This window comes from Staphylococcus sp. LKG3-1 (genome assembly GCF_048568385.1).
Lineage (GTDB): Bacteria > Bacillota > Bacilli > Staphylococcales > Staphylococcaceae > Staphylococcus > Staphylococcus saprophyticus.
Window position 1 is genome coordinate 2018415 of sequence record NZ_CP183796.1, and the last position, 18774, is coordinate 2037188.

Below are 18774 nucleotides of genomic sequence, written 5' to 3' on the forward strand. Positions count from 1 at the left end.
CAAAAAACTTCCTAGAAACTCTTGAAGTTATCGTCAGACTTCTGGTTTGCATTTAACCCTACGTTTAAATAATGGTATGACCAAGAAGGGAAAATATACTTTATATATACTGTTGATGATTTTAGACAAATTTTAAATTAATGAATAATAATTTACTGACTTAAAGTTAAAAATTGAATTTTCTAAAGGTAGTAAGGTATATCTAATGTTCTTCTTAGCAGTACATTTTCTATACGTTTATTTGCTGTAAACAGCTAAATAAAGTTACTCTTACGTTCTTTTGATCACGTATCGTAACATCTTTTAATTAAAAAGATAAACTTGAGTGATTTGGTACGAAAAGAATGAGTCATTATGATAGCGAAAAATCATTTTTATTCATTTAACTTTTGTACAAATCATTTATTTTTTATGCTGAAAGCAGAATAAAAAATAAGAGCATAAGGAAATACAATGCCACTGACGTGTCAATAAGCATAGCTGATGTATTTTCTTACCATTTCTTCGTCACTTTATATCTTTATAAACATTGTTATAACAGCACTTATAGAACATTTACATTAGACAAAAATGCATTAGTATTTTTTATTCTATAAATTACGACTGGCATTGTTAATGTGACCCCCAATCCTATAAATAAAGCCTATTTAAAGGGCTTCAGATACCCTTTTATTCTAATAGAATAAAGAATTTTAAAGTTTTATTCTATTAGAATAAGCCATTTTTAAAAAAATGAAATATCAAAAACGAAATTTAAGTAGTGATAGAAAACGAATTTGTGTTATTCATTGATACTTAAAATTTCAAAAGTAATAAAGGAAACCGCAAATTTTTTATGTTGAATTTTACGTTTTTTAAATTTATAAGGAGCTGTTTTGGTATAAAAAATTAGAAGTTTATTCATTTTTAATTTTTTAATCTCTTCTTTTTTAAAATCATTCTTGATATTTGATGATAAGAAAATGTGTTATAATTTACATAGATTGAAGAAAGAGCAAAGACTCCTCCTTCAACAATCATTAATTTATGATTTCTTTTTCAGACAGGCAATCATTGTTTTCATTTAAAGAGATTGATACCAAACCAAATTGAATTTTGTATCTTTTTAAAAATTTGATTGCTTGCATTTAGATAATTTTTAAAATATTAAGAAAAGGTGATGTTTATGGGAAAACATACTGGAAAACAAAGATTTTCAATTAGAAAATATACATTTGGTGCAGGTTCAGTTTTAATTGGATTGAGCTTATCTTTTACCATTCATTCTACTAAAGTAGAGGCAGCTGAAACGGTATCTGATGTTCAATCAAATATTGGACATGTGACAGATAGCGGAAAAAATGATGATAAACAAGGGATAGATGAAACAAAAGAAAATAGTCAATTAAATACGCAAGAAACTGCCAATGAACATTCTCAACATGTAGATGGACTTATAGATGAAAAGCAAGAAGGATTACATGAAACGACAAATGAAAAAGCAACATTTAAAGAACAAGAAAATTCTCCAGAAAAAACAAATTCAGAGCAAGATGTTGAAAGCACAGGAAATGGAAGAGATGAAAAACAGAATATTAACACAAACGAGAATTATCAAGAAGTTTCAGCGAAACAAGAAGAAACTAATTCTTCAGATAGGAAAATAAATAAAAATAATAATGAAGAGATAGAAGAAAACGCGAAATCTGAAGTCCAGAATGAAGATGATGTAAACGAAAACACGAAGTCTGAGGAACAGGACGAAGATGATGTAAACGAAAACACAAAGTCTGAGGAACAGGACAAAGATGAAGTAAACGAAAACACGAAGTCTGAGGAACAGGACAAAGATGATGTAAACGAAAACACGAAGTCTGAGGAACAGAATGAAGATGAAGTAAACGAAAACACGAAGTCTGAGGAACAGGACAAAGATGATGTAAACGAAAACACGAAGTCTGAGAAACAGGACAAAGATGAAGTAAAAGAAAACGCGAAGTCTGAGAAACAGAATGAAGACGAAGTGCAAAAAATTGCGAAGTTTGACGAACAAGATGAACTAAAAGAAAAAACTGGAACAAATTCAGAAAAAAATACTGCTGAAAATAATGAACAATCTGAAGAATCTAATGTAATAAATAATAAAATTACTGCTGATAGAACAACTGAAAAAGTAACTACTGCAAATAATTCGGCACCTGAAAATAATACTCAAATAACTACTAAGGAAATAGCAGACAGTGGTTTATTAATTAAATCTGACAATACAAATGATGAAGTCATTTCTTTAGAAGATTTAAAAAATAAATCAGATGAAAAAAATGTAGTAGAAAATAAGTTGAAAGCCACGAATTTAAAAACTAGAAGTTTAGCAGCGAGAGATGCACAAGTAACTGCTGTGAAGAATGCAGTTGGAGATACAACTGTTATTGGAGGTAAAGATGTAAATGATTTAATAAAGGTATCTAATGTTAAATACGCAGATGGTACTTGGACAAAAGGTAAGGCATATCCAATCAGTTTTGATTTAGATATTCCAAATGAAGTGAAACGAAATGATTACTTCGAAGTAAAAATGCCTAAAGAATTAAAGCCGACGTCAACTGATAGAGATAATGGTATTCTTTTAGGTGAAAATGAAAGTAATATTTATGCAAAAGGTACATATAGTCCAGATAATAATTCATTTATATTTAAATTTACAGATAATGCAGAAAAGTATAAAGATAGAAAAGTAAATGTCTCTCTTATGCAAATTGTTAATTTTAAAACTACGCTTAAGTCTGGAAATTATAATCTCGAACTTAAAGTTGGGAATCAAATATTTGAAAATACTAAAACTATTGCTTTTAGTAGTGATGCTTCAACGTCAAATGTATTTCAAGAAACTGAAGTAAAAGAAAAAAAAGAAGGTTATCATCCATATAATACAACATATACGATAAACGCTAAAAACTACTCTATAAATAATGCTAATATTAAATTGACGCCGTATGTAGATAATAGTAAATCTCCAAACACTATAAGTCAGTTTAATAAGAACGATACTAATATTACTATTTATAAAGTAAATGATGCTACAACTTTAAATGAGAGTGGTAGTGCTGAATACGTTGATAAAACAGATGTAACTTCACAATATAAACCAGTGTTTAATACTGATGGAACAATATCGATTGGGCTTAAGAATATAAGTTCGCCATACATTATTGTTGTTGATAGCAAAACTTCTAAACCATTTGTTGCAGGAACATTTATAGAAAGTAAAGTTAATTTGTCTGGATCTAATATTAGTAGTATGTCTAATACTAATAAAGTAGGTAAAGCTGCACCTTCTACGAGTAACTCTTCAGGTGTTATTGTATCTGATACGACACCACCGACAGTTGATAAGATCACAAATCAAACGAAAGAAGTGAACACAGCTATTGACTCAGTAACAATTAATGCAAAAGATGACAGTGGTAAACCGGTGAGAAATGATGTATATGGATTACCAGATGGCGTAACATATGATCCTTCGACGAATACCATTAGTGGTAGTCCAAAAGAAGTTGGAGACTATAAAGTCACGATTATTACTTCAGACAGCACTTATAATGAAACAATTACGGAGTTTACGATTACGGTGACAGATACAACAGCACCAACGGTGGAAGCAATTCCAGACCAAGAAAAAGAAGTAAATACACCAATTGATACAATAACAATCAAAGGTGAAGATAATAGTGGAAAACCAGTTACAAACGAAGTAAGTGGCTTACCAGAAGGTGTAACGTATGATCCAGAAACAAGCACAATTAGTGGAAGTCCAACAGAAGTAGGAGAATATCCAGTAACAGTTGTGACAACAGATGCGAATGGTAATAAGACAGAAACAACATTCACGATTACAGTAACGGATAAAACAGCACCAACGGTGGAAGCAATTCCAGACCAAGAAAAAGAAGTAAATACACCAATTGATACAATAACAATCAAAGGTGAAGATAATAGTGGAAAACCAGTTACAAACGAAGTAAGTGGCTTACCAGAAGGTGTAACGTATGATCCAGAAACAAGCACAATTAGTGGAAGTCCAACAGAAGTAGGAGAATATCCAGTAACAGTTGTGACAAAAGATGCGAATGGTAATAAGACAGAAACAACATTCACGATTACAGTAACGGATAAAACAGCACCAACGGTGGAAGCAATTCCAGACCAAGAAAAAGAAGTAAATACACCAATTGATACAATAACAATCAAAGGTGAAGATAATAGTGGAAAACCAGTTACAAACGAAGTAAGTGGCTTACCAGAAGGTGTAACGTATGATCCAGAAACAAGCACAATTAGTGGAAGTCCAACAGAAGTAGGAGAATATCCAGTAACAGTTGTGACAACAGATGCGAATGGTAATAAGACAGAAACAACATTCACGATTACAGTAACGGATAAAACAGCACCAACGGTGGAAGCAATTCCAGACCAAGAAAAAGAAGTAAATACACCAATTGATACAATAACAATCAAAGGTGAAGATAATAGTGGAAAACCAGTTACAAACGAAGTAAGTGGCTTACCAGAAGGTGTAACGTATGATCCAGAAACAAGCACAATTAGTGGAAGTCCAACAGAAGTAGGAGAATATCCAGTAACAGTTGTGACAACAGATGCGAATGGTAATAAGACAGAAACAACATTCACGATTACAGTAACGGATAAAACAGCACCAACGGTGGAAGCAATTCCAGACCAAGAAAAAGAAGTAAATACACCAATTGATACAATAACAATCAAAGGTGAAGATAATAGTGGAAAACCAGTTACAAACGAAGTAAGTGGCTTACCAGAAGGTGTAACGTATGATCCAGAAACAAGCACAATTAGTGGAAGTCCAACAGAAGTAGGAGAATATCCAGTAACAGTTGTGACAACAGATGCGAATGGTAATAAGACAGAAACAACATTCACGATTACAGTAACGGATAAAACAGCACCAACGGTGGAAGCAATTCCAGACCAAGAAAAAGAAGTAAATACACCAATTGATACAATAACAATCAAAGGTGAAGATAATAGTGGAAAACCAGTTGCAAACGAAGTAAGTGGCTTACCAGAAGGTGTAACGTATGATCCAGAAACAAGCACAATTAGTGGAAGTCCAACAGAAGTAGGAGAATATCCAGTAACAGTTGTGACAACAGATACGAATGGTAATAAGACAGAAACAACATTCACGATTACAGTAACGGATAAAACAGCACCAACGGTGGAAGCAATTCCAGACCAAGAAAAAGAAGTAAATACACCAATTGATACAATAACAATCAAAGGTGAAGATAATAGTGGAAAACCAGTTACAAACGAAGTAAGTGGCTTACCAGAAGGTGTAACGTATGATCCAGAAACAAGCACAATTAGTGGAAGTCCAACAGAAGTAGGAGAATATCCAGTAACAGTTGTGACAACAGATGCGAATGGTAATAAGACAGAAACAACATTCACGATTACAGTAACGGATAAAACAGCACCAACGGTGGAAGCAATTCCAGACCAAGAAAAAGAAGTAAATACACCAATTGATACAATAACAATCAAAGGTGAAGATAATAGTGGAAAACCAGTTACAAACGAAGTAAGTGGCTTACCAGAAGGTGTAACGTATGATCCAGAAACAAGCACAATTAGTGGAAGTCCAACAGAAGTAGGAGAATATCCAGTAACAGTTGTGACAACAGATGCGAATGGTAATAAGACAGAAACAACATTCACGATTACAGTAACGGATAAAACAGCACCAACGGTGGAAGCAATTCCAGACCAAGAAAAAGAAGTAAATACACCAATTGATACAATAACAATCAAAGGTGAAGATAATAGTGGAAAACCAGTTACAAACGAAGTAAGTGGCTTACCAGAAGGTGTAACGTATGATCCAGAAACAAGCACAATTAGTGGAAGTCCAACAGAAGTAGGAGAATATCCAGTAACAGTTGTGACAACAGATGCGAATGGTAATAAGACAGAAACAACATTCACGATTACAGTAACGGATAAAACAGCACCAACGGTGGAAGCAATTCCAGACCAAGAAAAAGAAGTAAATACACCAATTGATACAATAACAATCAAAGGTGAAGATAATAGTGGAAAACCAGTTACAAACGAAGTAAGTGGCTTACCAGAAGGTGTAACGTATGATCCAGAAACAAGCACAATTAGTGGAAGTCCAACAGAAGTAGGAGAATATCCAGTAACAGTTGTGACAACAGATGCGAATGGTAATAAGACAGAAACAACATTCACGATTACAGTAACGGATAAAACAGCACCAACGGTGGAAGCAATTCCAGACCAAGAAAAAGAAGTAAATACACCAATTGATACAATAACAATCAAAGGTGAAGATAATAGTGGAAAACCAGTTACAAACGAAGTAAGTGGCTTACCAGAAGGTGTAACGTATGATCCAGAAACAAGCACAATTAGTGGAAGTCCAACAGAAGTAGGAGAATATCCAGTAACAGTTGTGACAACAGATACGAATGGTAATAAGACAGAAACAACATTCACGATTACAGTAACGGATAAAACAGCACCAACGGTGGAAGCAATTCCAGACCAAGAAAAAGAAGTAAATACACCAATTGATACAATAACAATCAAAGGTGAAGATAATAGTGGAAAACCAGTTACAAACGAAGTAAGTGGCTTACCAGAAGGTGTAACGTATGATCCAGAAACAAGCACAATTAGTGGAAGTCCAACAGAAGTAGGAGAATATCCAGTAACAGTTGTGACAACAGATGCGAATGGTAATAAGACAGAAACAACATTCACGATTACAGTAACGGATAAAACAGCACCAACGGTGGAAGCAATTCCAGACCAAGAAAAAGAAGTAAATACACCAATTGATACAATAACAATCAAAGGTGAAGATAATAGTGGAAAACCAGTTACAAACGAAGTAAGTGGCTTACCAGAAGGTGTAACGTATGATCCAGAAACAAGCACAATTAGTGGAAGTCCAACAGAAGTAGGAGAATATCCAGTAACAGTTGTGACAAAAGATGCGAATGGTAATAAGACAGAAACAACATTCACGATTACAGTAACGGATAAAACAGCACCAACGGTGGAAGCAATTCCAGACCAAGAAAAAGAAGTAAATACACCAATTGATACAATAACAATCAAAGGTGAAGATAATAGTGGAAAACCAGTTGCAAACGAAGTAAGTGGCTTACCAGAAGGTGTAACGTATGATCCAGAAACAAGCACAATTAGTGGAAGTCCAACAGAAGTAGGAGAATATCCAGTAACAGTTGTGACAACAGATGCGAATGGTAATAAGACAGAAACAACATTCACGATTACAGTAACGGATAAAACAGCACCAACGGTGGAAGCAATTCCAGACCAAGAAAAAGAAGTAAATACACCAATTGATACAATAACAATCAAAGGTGAAGATAATAGTGGAAAACCAGTTACAAACGAAGTAAGTGGCTTACCAGAAGGTGTAACGTATGATCCAGAAACAAGCACAATTAGTGGAAGTCCAACAGAAGTAGGAGAATATCCAGTAACAGTTGTGACAACAGATGCGAATGGTAATAAGACAGAAACAACATTCACGATTACAGTAACGGATAAAACAGCACCAACGGTGGAAGCAATTCCAGACCAAGAAAAAGAAGTAAATACACCAATTGATACAATAACAATCAAAGGTGAAGATAATAGTGGAAAACCAGTTACAAACGAAGTAAGTGGCTTACCAGAAGGTGTAACGTATGATCCAGAAACAAGCACAATTAGTGGAAGTCCAACAGAAGTAGGAGAATATCCAGTAACAGTTGTGACAAAAGATGCGAATGGTAATAAGACAGAAACAACATTCACGATTACAGTAACGGATAAAACAGCACCAACGGTGGAAGCAATTCCAGACCAAGAAAAAGAAGTAAATACACCAATTGATACAATAACAATCAAAGGTGAAGATAATAGTGGAAAACCAGTTACAAACGAAGTAAGTGGCTTACCAGAAGGTGTAACGTATGATCCAGAAACAAGCACAATTAGTGGAAGTCCAACAGAAGTAGGAGAATATCCAGTAACAGTTGTGACAACAGATGCGAATGGTAATAAGACAGAAACAACATTCACGATTACAGTAACGGATAAAACAGCACCAACGGTGGAAGCAATTCCAGACCAAGAAAAAGAAGTAAATACACCAATTGATACAATAACAATCAAAGGTGAAGATAATAGTGGAAAACCAGTTACAAACGAAGTAAGTGGCTTACCAGAAGGTGTAACGTATGATCCAGAAACAAGCACAATTAGTGGAAGTCCAACAGAAGTAGGAGAATATCCAGTAACAGTTGTGACAACAGATGCGAATGGTAATAAGACAGAAACAACATTCACGATTACAGTAACGGATAAAACAGCACCAACGGTGGAAGCAATTCCAGACCAAGAAAAAGAAGTAAATACACCAATTGATACAATAACAATCAAAGGTGAAGATAATAGTGGAAAACCAGTTACAAACGAAGTAAGTGGCTTACCAGAAGGTGTAACGTATGATCCAGAAACAAGCACAATTAGTGGAAGTCCAACAGAAGTAGGAGAATATCCAGTAACAGTTGTGACAACAGATGCGAATGGTAATAAGACAGAAACAACATTCACGATTACAGTAACGGATAAAACAGCACCAACGGTGGAAGCAATTCCAGACCAAGAAAAAGAAGTAAATACACCAATTGATACAATAACAATCAAAGGTGAAGATAATAGTGGAAAACCAGTTACAAACGAAGTAAGTGGCTTACCAGAAGGTGTAACGTATGATCCAGAAACAAGCACAATTAGTGGAAGTCCAACAGAAGTAGGAGAATATCCAGTAACAGTTGTGACAACAGATGCGAATGGTAATAAGACAGAAACAACATTCACGATTACAGTAACGGATAAAACAGCACCAACGGTGGAAGCAATTCCAGACCAAGAAAAAGAAGTAAATACACCAATTGATACAATAACAATCAAAGGTGAAGATAATAGTGGAAAACCAGTTACAAACGAAGTAAGTGGCTTACCAGAAGGTGTAACGTATGATCCAGAAACAAGCACAATTAGTGGAAGTCCAACAGAAGTAGGAGAATATCCAGTAACAGTTGTGACAACAGATGCGAATGGTAATAAGACAGAAACAACATTCACGATTACAGTAACGGATAAAACAGCACCAACGGTGGAAGCAATTCCAGATCAAGAAAAAGAAGTAAACACACCGATTGATTCAATCACAATTCAAAGTGAAGATAACAGTGGCAAACCTGTTACTAATGAGGTAAGTGGTTTACCAGAAGGTGTAACTTTCGATCCAGAAACAAACACAATCAATGGTAGTCCAACAGAAGTAGGAGAATATCCAGTAACAGTTGTGACAACGGATGTGAATGGTAATAAGACAGAAACAACATTTACGATTACAGTGACACCGAAAGGTTCAGGCAAACTAGGCATGCCGAGTGAGTCAGGTGCGTCAAACGAATCACATAATCTTAATACACAGGAAGAAAATAGTAATCATAATGTTCAGGATAATGCATCTAACCAAGATAAGAAAACATCAAATAATAAAAAACAAGCCTTGCCAAAAACTGGTAAAAATGAAAATAATAATGCTACATTATTAGGTAGTATTTTAGCAGCTATTGCAGGGATATTATTATTAGGAAGAAGAAAGAAAAAACAATAACATGCATTCTATCTTTTTATTAGAGCAAAGATTTGAGCATTAAAAAGCTAGATCATATCAATATTGATATGATCTAGCTTCAAAACGTAAACAAACCTTAGATATAAGTTCGTCTAAGGTTTGTTTATTTATTATATGTTGGTTAATTTTATTAAATAATTGTTGTCTTTTATCAATTACATGGGTATTTTTTAAGATTCATGTTAGTATAAATTAGTGTGGTATCTACAAAAACTTTAAATTAACAATAAAACTGTATTTTAAAAAGTTACTTATAAGGGAAAACAATATAATGGATGTGTTACAAAAAGTTCTAACCTTATTATTATTTCTTAGTGGTTACATCGTTGTTCTATTTATGAACTGGCTACGCAAATGCAATGATAAATAGGCGACTAGCCATACTAAAAAATCCTCTCACTACTGAAATAGTGAGAGGATTTTTTGATGCATACGTGCACAATATCTTTGTTAATTGCGTTATAATATTATATTGGATAGGAACGCAAAAATTGCTAAAGGGTATTTGAAAAAATATGAATAAATATATACTTTGTATATAGTTGTTTTGGTTCTGTTGCAAAGTTGAATTTATAGTATAATTTTAACAAAAAGGAGTCTTCTGTATGAACTATTTCAGATATAAACAATTTAACAAAGATGTTATCACTGTAGCCGTTGGCTACTATCTAAGATATGCATTGAGTTATCGTGATATATCTGAAATATTAAGGGAACGTGGTGTAAACGTTCATCATTCAACGGTCTACCGTTGGGTTCAAGAATATGCCCCAATTTTATATCAAATTTGGAAGAAAAAGCATAAAAAAGCTTATTACAAATGGCGTATTGATGAGACGTACATCAAAATAAAAGGAAAATGGAGTTATTTATATCGTGCCATTGATGCAGAGGGACATACATTAGATATTTGGTTGCGTAAGCAACGAGATAATCATTCAGCATATGCGTTTATCAAACGTCTCATTAAACAATTTGGTAAACCTCAAAAGGTAATTACAGATCAGGCACCTTCAACGAAGGTAGCAATGGCTAAAGTAATTAAAGCTTTTAAACTTAAACCTGACTGTCATTGTACATCGAAATATCTGAATAACCTCATTGAGCAAGATCACCGTCATATTAAAGTAAGAAAGACAAGGTATCAAAGTATCAATACAGCAAAGAATACTTTAAAAGGTATTGAATGTATTTACGCTCTATATAAAAAGAACCGCAGGTCTCTTCAGATCTACGGATTTTCGCCATGCCACGAAATTAGCATCATGCTAGCAAATTAAGCGAACACTGACATGATAAATTAGTGGTTAGCTATATTTTTTTACTTTGCAACAGAACCTAAAAACTAATGAAAGGAGAATCTTCAAATTAGAGATTCTCCTTTCATTAGTTTTCTTCCTGTGATTATTTGTTTTTACTACTTCATTTTTATTATTCTATATACAGTAGAACGACTCACTCCTGTTTGTTTAGCAATTTCTTCTCCAGTAAGTTTTTGTTCATCGTATAAGAATTTAATCTCTCTCTTCTTATGGTCGGGCAATGAAGGGCGTCCACCTTTTCGTCCTCTTGCTCTCGCAGCTTCTAGTCCTTTTTTCGTACGTTCACTTAGTAGGTTAGCTTCAAGTTCCGCAAAAGCACTCATCATGGTAAAGAACATCTTGCCCATCGCATCTTTCGTTGATACGTTCATATCTATAATATGTAAGTCAATGCTGTTTTCATCTAACCATTGTGATAACTCAATTAATTGTTTCGTTGTACGTCCAAGACGATCTAGTTTATAAATCACTAGAATATCTCCCTCACGTAAATAATCTAAGCATTTATCAAGTTCTGTTCTATTCGTTTTACGGCCACTCGCTTTCTCGCTAAAGATACGTTCACAACCATATTCCTCAAGTGTATCAATCTGTCCATCAAGACTTTGATCTTGTGTTGATACACGTGCATAACCAATTTTAGCCATTTGAATACCACCTCTTTTAATCGTTTTATGGGTACTTATTAACGAAATCTAATTCTCGATGCAAATAAACGCGTCTCTCATCGTCTAAAAACTCATGATTTTTGATATTTATGATACATTGATTATAGCACAAGTTTATAGACTTAAATATCCAAGAAAAACCTCCTATGTCAATTTACTTGCTATATGAGAATTTTTTAACTTTATAAATAAGAAAGAGAAGTACAAATATTAGTTGTACTTCTCTTTCTTATTTATAAAACAATTTGAATAATCGCAATAATAATTAAAATACTGATGATCCACTTTTGTACAAAACTAGGGACTTTTTTACCTAATTTTAAACCTAACGGAGCGAAAATAATACTCCCTATTATTAAAAATAACGCATCTTCTAAAGGAATGTAACCTTGTATAAGTTTAATGATAAAGGCGCCAATTGAAGATATAAAAGCAATTACTATACTATTAGCAACCACCGTATTCATTGGTAATTTGAATAAAACTAATAATATAGGAATGATAATAAAGGCACCACCTGCGCCTACTATACCCGAAATAATACCAACGAAAAGACCTATAATAACTAGTAAAGGTTTATTAAAAGCAGATTCGCCTGAACGAGATTCGACTTTAATGAACATTAATATTAATGCGAATAAAGCAATGATAATATATATCGTATTTACAAATGCAGCATTAAATAAATTTGCTAGGAATGCGCCTAACATGCTCCCTGTAATCATACCTCCACTCATATAAATAACTAATGGCGGGGAGAATTCTGTTTTTTTTCGCGCTTTTAATGACCCACTTAAAGTACTGAAAAAGACTTGACTGGAAGTAAGTCCTGAAGCGATGTATGCACTGTATGCAGGAACACCAAATAGTGGCGGTAATAATAAAATAGCTGGATAAATAATAATAGCACCACCGATACCTACTAGACCCGAAATAAAGCCTCCGAACACTCCAATAAGTAACATCATAATAACAGTTGAAATATCCATTATTTACTTTTTACCAATAAGTTAACGGCTTCATTAATCAATTCTTCTGAATTTTCACCATTATCCTCTGCTGCCTTTACACATTCTATTAAATTTTCACTAATGATAATCCCCATCAAACGTTGGATTGAACTTTTTGATGCACTGATTTGAGTAATGACATCTTTACAATCTTTTTCTTCTTCCATCATTTTAATAACGCCATTGAGTTGACCTTGTATTCTATTAATACGATTAATCATTTTTTTATCATAATGCATAGTTATTCCCTCCACTTTTAATTGAATAAAGTCATAATAATAGATAGAACCAAAAATGTCAAATACCCCACTAGGTATTTGACATGCTGTAAACAATCAGTTAATATACCCCTATAGGTATTTATTAGGAGGATATTATGAAACAATATAACGAAAAGCATATCAACAATTTCAGTAAACAAGAATTAGAAAAATTAGGTGCACAAGGTCAACTGATTGACGTAAGAACAGAAGAAGAATATGAGCTAGCACACATAAATGGTGCGACATTACATCCTGTAGATAAGATTGAATCGTTCAATAAAGATAAAAACAAAACCTATTATATTCACTGTAAAAGTGGTATCAGAAGTACTAAAGCGAGCGATTATTTAGCTGAACGAGGCTACGATATTGTTAATTTAGACGGTGGCTATAAAGCATATGAAGCAAAAAACGAAGATAATAATACATTAGAAGAAAATATAAATGTAGAAATTAAAGCAGAGCGTAAACAACTTAACTATAGTGGTCTTCAATGTCCAGGGCCAATTGTAAATATCAGTAAAGAAATGAAAAATATTGAAGTAGGCGAGCAAATTGAAGTTACAGTGACTGACCCTGGTTTCCTTAGCGACATTAAAAGCTGGGTGAAACAAACAGGACATACGTTAGTTGAATTGGATGAAAGTAATAATGGAATTAATGCTATCATTCAAAAAGAAAAACCAAAAGACTTGGAAGTGAACCATACTGCCAAAGGTACTACAATTGTGCTATTTAGTGGTGAGTTAGATAAAGCAGTGGCAGCAATGATTATTGCGAATGGTGCTAAAGCTGCAGGAAGAGATGTAACCATCTTCTTTACTTTCTGGGGACTTAACGCGTTGAAAAAAGCGCAAACAGTTAACGTTAAAAAGAAAAGTATCGCAAAAATGTTTGATTTTATGTTGCCAAAAACACCTTTGAAAATGCCACTCTCTAAAATGAATATGTTTGGTTTAGGTAATATCATGATGCGCTACGTAATGAAAAAGAAAAATGTTGATTCATTACCATCGCTTATCAATCAAGCTATTGATCAAGATATTAAATTAATCGCTTGCACGATGAGTATGGATGTTATGGGAATTCAGAAAGAAGAGCTCAGAGACGAAGTTGAGTACGGGGGCGTAGGTACTTATATTGGTGATACAGAAAATGCGAATCATAATTTATTCATCTAATTAAATCTATTAAAAAAGGAGTTTTATCATGTTTTTCAAACAATTTTACGATAATCATTTATCTCAAGCATCTTATTTAGTTGGCTGTCAACGTACAGGAAAAGCAATGATAATTGACCCTGTACGTGACTTAACAAAATATATGGAAGTTGCAGATAGCGAAGGTTTTACAATTACACAAGCTGCAGAAACCCATATCCACGCTGATTTTGCTTCTGGAATTCGGGACGTGGCAGAACGTTTAAACGCCAATATATATGTATCTGGCGAAGGTGATGATCAATTAAGTTATCAAAATATGCCGGAACATACAAATTTTGTTAAAAATCAAGATATTATTCAAGTAGGTAACATTAAATTAGAAGTATTGCATACACCTGGTCATACCCCAGAGAGTATTAGTTTCTTACTCACGGATGAAGGTGGCGGCTCAAGTGTTCCAATGGGTTTATTTAGTGGTGACTTTATTTTTGTTGGTGATATCGGTAGACCCGATTTACTAGAAAAATCAGTTCAAGTCGAAGGTTCTACAGAAGTTAGTGCGAAACAAATGTATCAATCTATAGAAAGTGTTAAAGATTTACCAGATTATATTCAAATTTGGCCAGGCCACGGTGCTGGAAGTCCTTGTGGTAAAGCATTAGGCGCCGTACCAATGTCTACGCTAGGTTATGAAAAAATAAATAACTGGGCATTTAGTGAAACTGATGAAATTAAATTCATTGAAACATTAACATCAAATCAACCAGCGCCACCACATCATTTTACACAAATGAAAAAAATTAACCAATTTGGTATGGAATTATATCAACCATACAATGTTTATCCTAGTTTAAGCAATGAAAGAATAGCATTTGATCTTCGTAGCAAAGAAGCCTTTCACGGTGGTCATACACAAGGAACGATCAATATTCCTTACAACAAAAACTTTATTAACCAAATCGGTTGGTATTTAGACTATGAAAATAGTATAGATTTAATTGGTGATAAATCTACCGTTGAACAAGCAGCGCATACTTTACAATTAATTGGATTTGATAATGTAGCAGGTTATCGTTTACCAAAATCAGAAATTTTAACCCAATCCATCCATAGCGTTGATATGACTGGTAAAGAAGAATATATACTTGACGTACGTAATGAAGAAGAGTGGAATAATGGGCACTTAGATCAAGCAGTCAATATTCCGCATGGTAAATTATTAAATGAAAATATTCCATTTAATAAAGAGGATAAAATATACGTACATTGTCAGTCAGGTGTTAGAAGTTCAATCGCCGTGGGTATCTTAGAAAACAAAGGATTTGAAAATGTCGTAAATATTAGAGAAGGCTATCAAGATTTTCCAGAATCATTAAAATAATTTAAGAGTGTACAGAAAATAACCATTTTCTGTACACTCTTCTTTTATGTCTAAATAAGTAAGAATTACATAGGATTATGTGTTCAAAAACCCAACAAAAAATCTATGTTCATAAAAGACCTTGTAATTAAGTTATGGTACACTAAAGGTGTATATAGGAGGTTTGTATTTTGAAAATAGGTTATGCAAGAGTTTCAACTGGATTACAAAATTTAAATTTACAGGAGGATCGATTAAATACATATGGTTGTGAAAAGATATTTAATGACCATATGAGTGGTTCAAAAAGTAAAAGACCTGGATTAGATAAAGCAATTGAATTTGCGAGGTCAGGAGATACGATTGTTGTTTGGAGATTAGATAGATTGGGACGTAATATGGAGGATTTAATCACATTAGTTAATGAGCTTAACGAACGAGGTGTAAGTTTCCATAGTTTAGAAGAAAATATAACAATGGATAAATCAAGTTCAACTGGACAATTATTATTTCATTTATTCGCAGCATTTGCAGAATTTGAACGTAATTTAATTTTAGAGCGTTCTTCAGCTGGCCGAATTGCAGCACGTGCTAGAGGCCGATATGGAGGCAGACCAGAAAAATTAAATCAAAAAGATTTAAACTTACTTAAGACACTTTATGATAATGGCACGCCAATTAAGACAATTGCAGAACAGTGGCATGTTTCACGTACAACAATTTATCGTTACCTCAATAAATTGGAGGACAAGGAAGATGAAAAACAAGGATAAGTATCTAACTAATTTTTCTGAAGCCAAACGTAAAAAAGCTACTCAAAAGTACAATATTATAAAACCTTTTATCCTAGGCGAACAATCTTTATCAAGTATTTCTAAAAGTAAAGGGATTGCGTTAAGCACCCTTTATAGGTGGAATAAGTCATATAAAGAACAAGGACTTAAAGGACTAATCTATGCGACAAGAGCTGATAAAGGAACACGTAAGATAGAACCAAAGATAATTGATGAAATTGAACGCCTTGCGCTTATGAATAAAAGAAATAGTATTGCTACAATTCATAGGAAAATCGCTAATTATTGTAAAGAGCATAATTTTGATACACCAAGCTATAAACAAGTTTATAGTGTTATTAAAGCAATGCCTAAATCTGTGATTGATTTTTCTCATCAGGGTGAAAAATACTATCACAATAAGTACGATTTAATACAAATAAGAGAATCATCAAGACCAAATGAAATATGGCAAGCCGACCATACTTTGCTAGATATTTATATATTAGATCAAAAAGGTAATATCAATAGACCATGGCTAACCATTATTATGGATGACTATAGTCGTGCAATTGCAGGCTACTTTATAAGTTTTGATGCTCCCAATGCTCAAAATACAGCATTGACACTACATCAAGCAATATGGAATAAAAATGATACCAATTGGCCAGTGTGTGGTATACCCGAAAAATTCTACACAGATCATGGAAGTGACTTTACTTCGCATCACATGGAACAAGTCGCTATTGATTTGAAAATTAACTTGATGTTTTCGAAAGTTGGTGTTCCTCGTGGTCGTGGAAAAATAGAACGATTCTTTCAGACAGTTAATCAAACTTTCTTAGAACAACTTCCTGGATATATAAATAATAACGATACACTTAGTGATTTAATTGATTTTCAAAATTTCGAAGAAAAATTACGATACTTTTTAATTGAAAATTATAATCAAAAAGAACACAGTGCTATCCAGAGTACTCCTATCAATCGTTGGAACAGTAATCATTTTTTCCCTAATATGCCAAGCAGTTTAGAACAACTTGATTTATTATTATTAGAAATACCTAAATCCAGGAAAATTCATTCAGATGGCATTCATTTTCAAGGCTTTAGATACAGTAATACGAATCTAGCTGCTTATGTAGGTGAGTATGTACTGATTCGTTACAATCCTAATGATATGGCTGAAATACGCGTTTTTTATAGAGATGAGTTTCTTTGTACAGCTATATCTCCTGATTTAGCTGATTATTCAATTGATATAAAAGATATACAACACGCACGTAGTCAGAGAAGAAAACACTTAAAACAAAACATTGTTAGCCCAAGTACCACTGATTTAATAAAGGAAGAAAAGAATTATGGTTATTCACCTCAAGAAACGACTAAAAACGTCAAAAAATTAAAGAGGTATCGTAATGACTAAAAATCAAAATTTCATTGAAACGAAAGAGTATAAACGCTTTGCTGAATTTTGTGATGCTTGTATTAAATATCAGTATATTGGTATATGTTATGGTCAACCTGGTGTCGGAAAAACTTTATCGTCTAGATATTACACAAATTGGGATACTATTGAAAAACAAGTTAACCATAGAGGTTGGGAAGATTTAGCTAGTAAGACGACCGATGATATACTATCGGTGGATAAAATATTTTATACTGCACCAGCAGAAAAACAAACTAAATTAAGAAATGATTTATATAGTATTACTGCAAGCATTGATTTGGGGCAAAAATTACATGCTGTAAATAAGTATGGACATGAACATAGTAAACATTATAGTGATATGTTTAAATATATTGATTTAATTATAGTAGATGAGATTGATCGTCTTAAAGTGCAACATTTAGAGCAATTAAGAGCTATTTATGATGAACATAATTTAGCAATGATATTTATTGGTATGCCAGGTATTGAGAAGAAATTATCTCGTTATCCTCAATTATATTCGCGCATAGGTTTTGCGCATGAATTTGATAATCTAAGCAAAGATGAAACGCATCATATATTAGAATATAAGTGGCAAGATTTAGGATTTGATTTAAAACTCGAAGATTTTACTGATTATGAGGCAATAACAACGATTATTAAAATTACAAAAGGGAATTTTAGGCTGATTCATCGTTTATTTGCGCAGATAGATAGAATTATGGATATAAATGGTTTAGATAAAATAAGTACAGAAGTCGTAGAAACAGCTAGAGACAGTTTAGTTATAGGTATTCGATAATAGAAAAAGCAACGCATTTTAATATAGTGCGTTGCTTTTCTCATTTATTAGGTGAAGTCATTCTCATATATCAAGTAAAGTGACAGAAATACTGTTTTGCTAGCATCGATAATGGTTCGATTAGGGTAGACCCTAAATAGACATTATATATGTATTGATATGCTTAGCTTGTCACTTTAGGAGTTATTTTGCACCTATTTTAATCGTTATTT

10 protein-coding genes are annotated in these 18774 nt (G+C 33.3%); 7 read left to right on the forward strand and 3 right to left on the reverse strand.

Annotated elements, in window-relative coordinates; translation table 11 throughout:
• Positions 1–1165: 1165 nt before the first annotated feature.
• Together ACM595_RS09955 and ACM595_RS09960 are read left to right on the forward strand one after the other, a co-directional pair.
• On the forward strand, positions 1166–9748 hold the full coding sequence (locus tag ACM595_RS09955) for a putative Ig domain-containing protein (RefSeq protein ID WP_419744284.1): 8583 nt from the start codon (positions 1166–1168) through the stop codon (positions 9746–9748).
• Between the two features lie 626 nt (positions 9749–10374).
• The gene (locus tag ACM595_RS09960) at positions 10375–11049 is read left to right on the forward strand and encodes an IS6-like element IS257 family transposase (protein WP_115340380.1); all 675 of its coding nucleotides are present in this window, start codon (positions 10375–10377) and stop codon (positions 11047–11049) included.
• A gap of 137 nt (positions 11050–11186) precedes the next feature.
• On the opposite strand, the gene ACM595_RS09965 is transcribed toward ACM595_RS09960, so the two are convergent.
• The 3 genes from ACM595_RS09965 to cstR all read right to left on the reverse strand — a co-directional run bounded on the left by ACM595_RS09965 (position 11187) and on the right by cstR (position 13008).
• Complete coding sequence (locus ACM595_RS09965) at positions 11187–11738, reverse strand: recombinase family protein (RefSeq protein WP_002508689.1); 552 nt, start codon at positions 11736–11738, stop codon at positions 11187–11189.
• 254 nt (positions 11739–11992) lie between these two features.
• Positions 11993–12748: a sulfite exporter TauE/SafE family protein gene (locus ACM595_RS09970; RefSeq protein WP_419744285.1), complete on the reverse strand. Its 756-nt coding sequence runs from the start codon at positions 12746–12748 to the stop codon at positions 11993–11995.
• Positions 12748–13008 (reverse strand): persulfide-sensing transcriptional repressor CstR, encoded by a 261-nt coding sequence (gene cstR, locus ACM595_RS09975; protein ID WP_019468539.1) that lies wholly within the window; start codon positions 13006–13008, stop codon positions 12748–12750. The genes ACM595_RS09970 and cstR overlap by 1 nt, the downstream gene beginning before the upstream one ends.
• 137 nt (positions 13009–13145) lie before the next feature.
• On the opposite strand from cstR, the gene cstA reads away from it, so the two are divergent.
• The 5 genes from cstA to ACM595_RS10000 all read left to right on the forward strand — a co-directional run bounded on the left by cstA (position 13146) and on the right by ACM595_RS10000 (position 18562).
• The gene (gene cstA, locus ACM595_RS09980) at positions 13146–14213 is read left to right on the forward strand and encodes a persulfide response sulfurtransferase CstA (RefSeq protein WP_419744286.1); all 1068 of its coding nucleotides are present in this window, start codon (positions 13146–13148) and stop codon (positions 14211–14213) included.
• A 28-nt stretch (positions 14214–14241) separates the two neighbouring features.
• Entirely contained in the window at positions 14242–15576 is a 1335-nt protein-coding gene (gene cstB / locus ACM595_RS09985) for a persulfide dioxygenase-sulfurtransferase CstB (protein WP_419744287.1), read from the forward strand.
• 170 nt (positions 15577–15746) lie between these two features.
• The gene (locus ACM595_RS09990) at positions 15747–16328 is read left to right on the forward strand and encodes a recombinase family protein (protein ID WP_002510815.1); all 582 of its coding nucleotides are present in this window, start codon (positions 15747–15749) and stop codon (positions 16326–16328) included.
• Positions 16312–17754: a Mu transposase C-terminal domain-containing protein gene (locus ACM595_RS09995; protein WP_115340369.1), complete on the forward strand. Its 1443-nt coding sequence runs from the start codon at positions 16312–16314 to the stop codon at positions 17752–17754. The genes ACM595_RS09990 and ACM595_RS09995 overlap by 17 nt, the downstream gene beginning before the upstream one ends.
• Positions 17747–18562, forward strand: coding sequence for an AAA family ATPase (locus ACM595_RS10000; protein WP_002510813.1), 816 nt, complete (start codon positions 17747–17749; stop codon positions 18560–18562). Before ACM595_RS09995 ends, ACM595_RS10000 begins: the two co-directional genes overlap by 8 nt.
• Positions 18563–18774: the final 212 nt, after the last annotated feature.

What these genes read in the sequence shown, in the direction of transcription:
- ACM595_RS10000 (WP_002510813.1), top strand. Translation starts at nt 17,747, where the DNA reads ATGACTAAAAATCAAAATTTCATTGAAACGAAAGAGTATAAACGCTTT.
- ACM595_RS09995 (WP_115340369.1), top strand. Translation starts at nt 16,312, where the DNA reads ATGAAAAACAAGGATAAGTATCTAACTAATTTTTCTGAAGCCAAACGT.
- ACM595_RS09960 (WP_115340380.1), top strand. Translation starts at nt 10,375, where the DNA reads ATGAACTATTTCAGATATAAACAATTTAACAAAGATGTTATCACTGTA.
- cstA (WP_419744286.1), top strand. Translation starts at nt 13,146, where the DNA reads ATGAAACAATATAACGAAAAGCATATCAACAATTTCAGTAAACAAGAA.
- cstB (WP_419744287.1), top strand. Translation starts at nt 14,242, where the DNA reads ATGTTTTTCAAACAATTTTACGATAATCATTTATCTCAAGCATCTTAT.
- cstR (WP_019468539.1), bottom strand. Translation starts at nt 13,008, where the DNA reads ATGCATTATGATAAAAAAATGATTAATCGTATTAATAGAATACAAGGT.
- ACM595_RS09970 (WP_419744285.1), bottom strand. Translation starts at nt 12,748, where the DNA reads ATGGATATTTCAACTGTTATTATGATGTTACTTATTGGAGTGTTCGGA.
- ACM595_RS09965 (WP_002508689.1), bottom strand. Translation starts at nt 11,738, where the DNA reads ATGGCTAAAATTGGTTATGCACGTGTATCAACACAAGATCAAAGTCTT.
- ACM595_RS09955 (WP_419744284.1), top strand. Translation starts at nt 1,166, where the DNA reads ATGGGAAAACATACTGGAAAACAAAGATTTTCAATTAGAAAATATACA.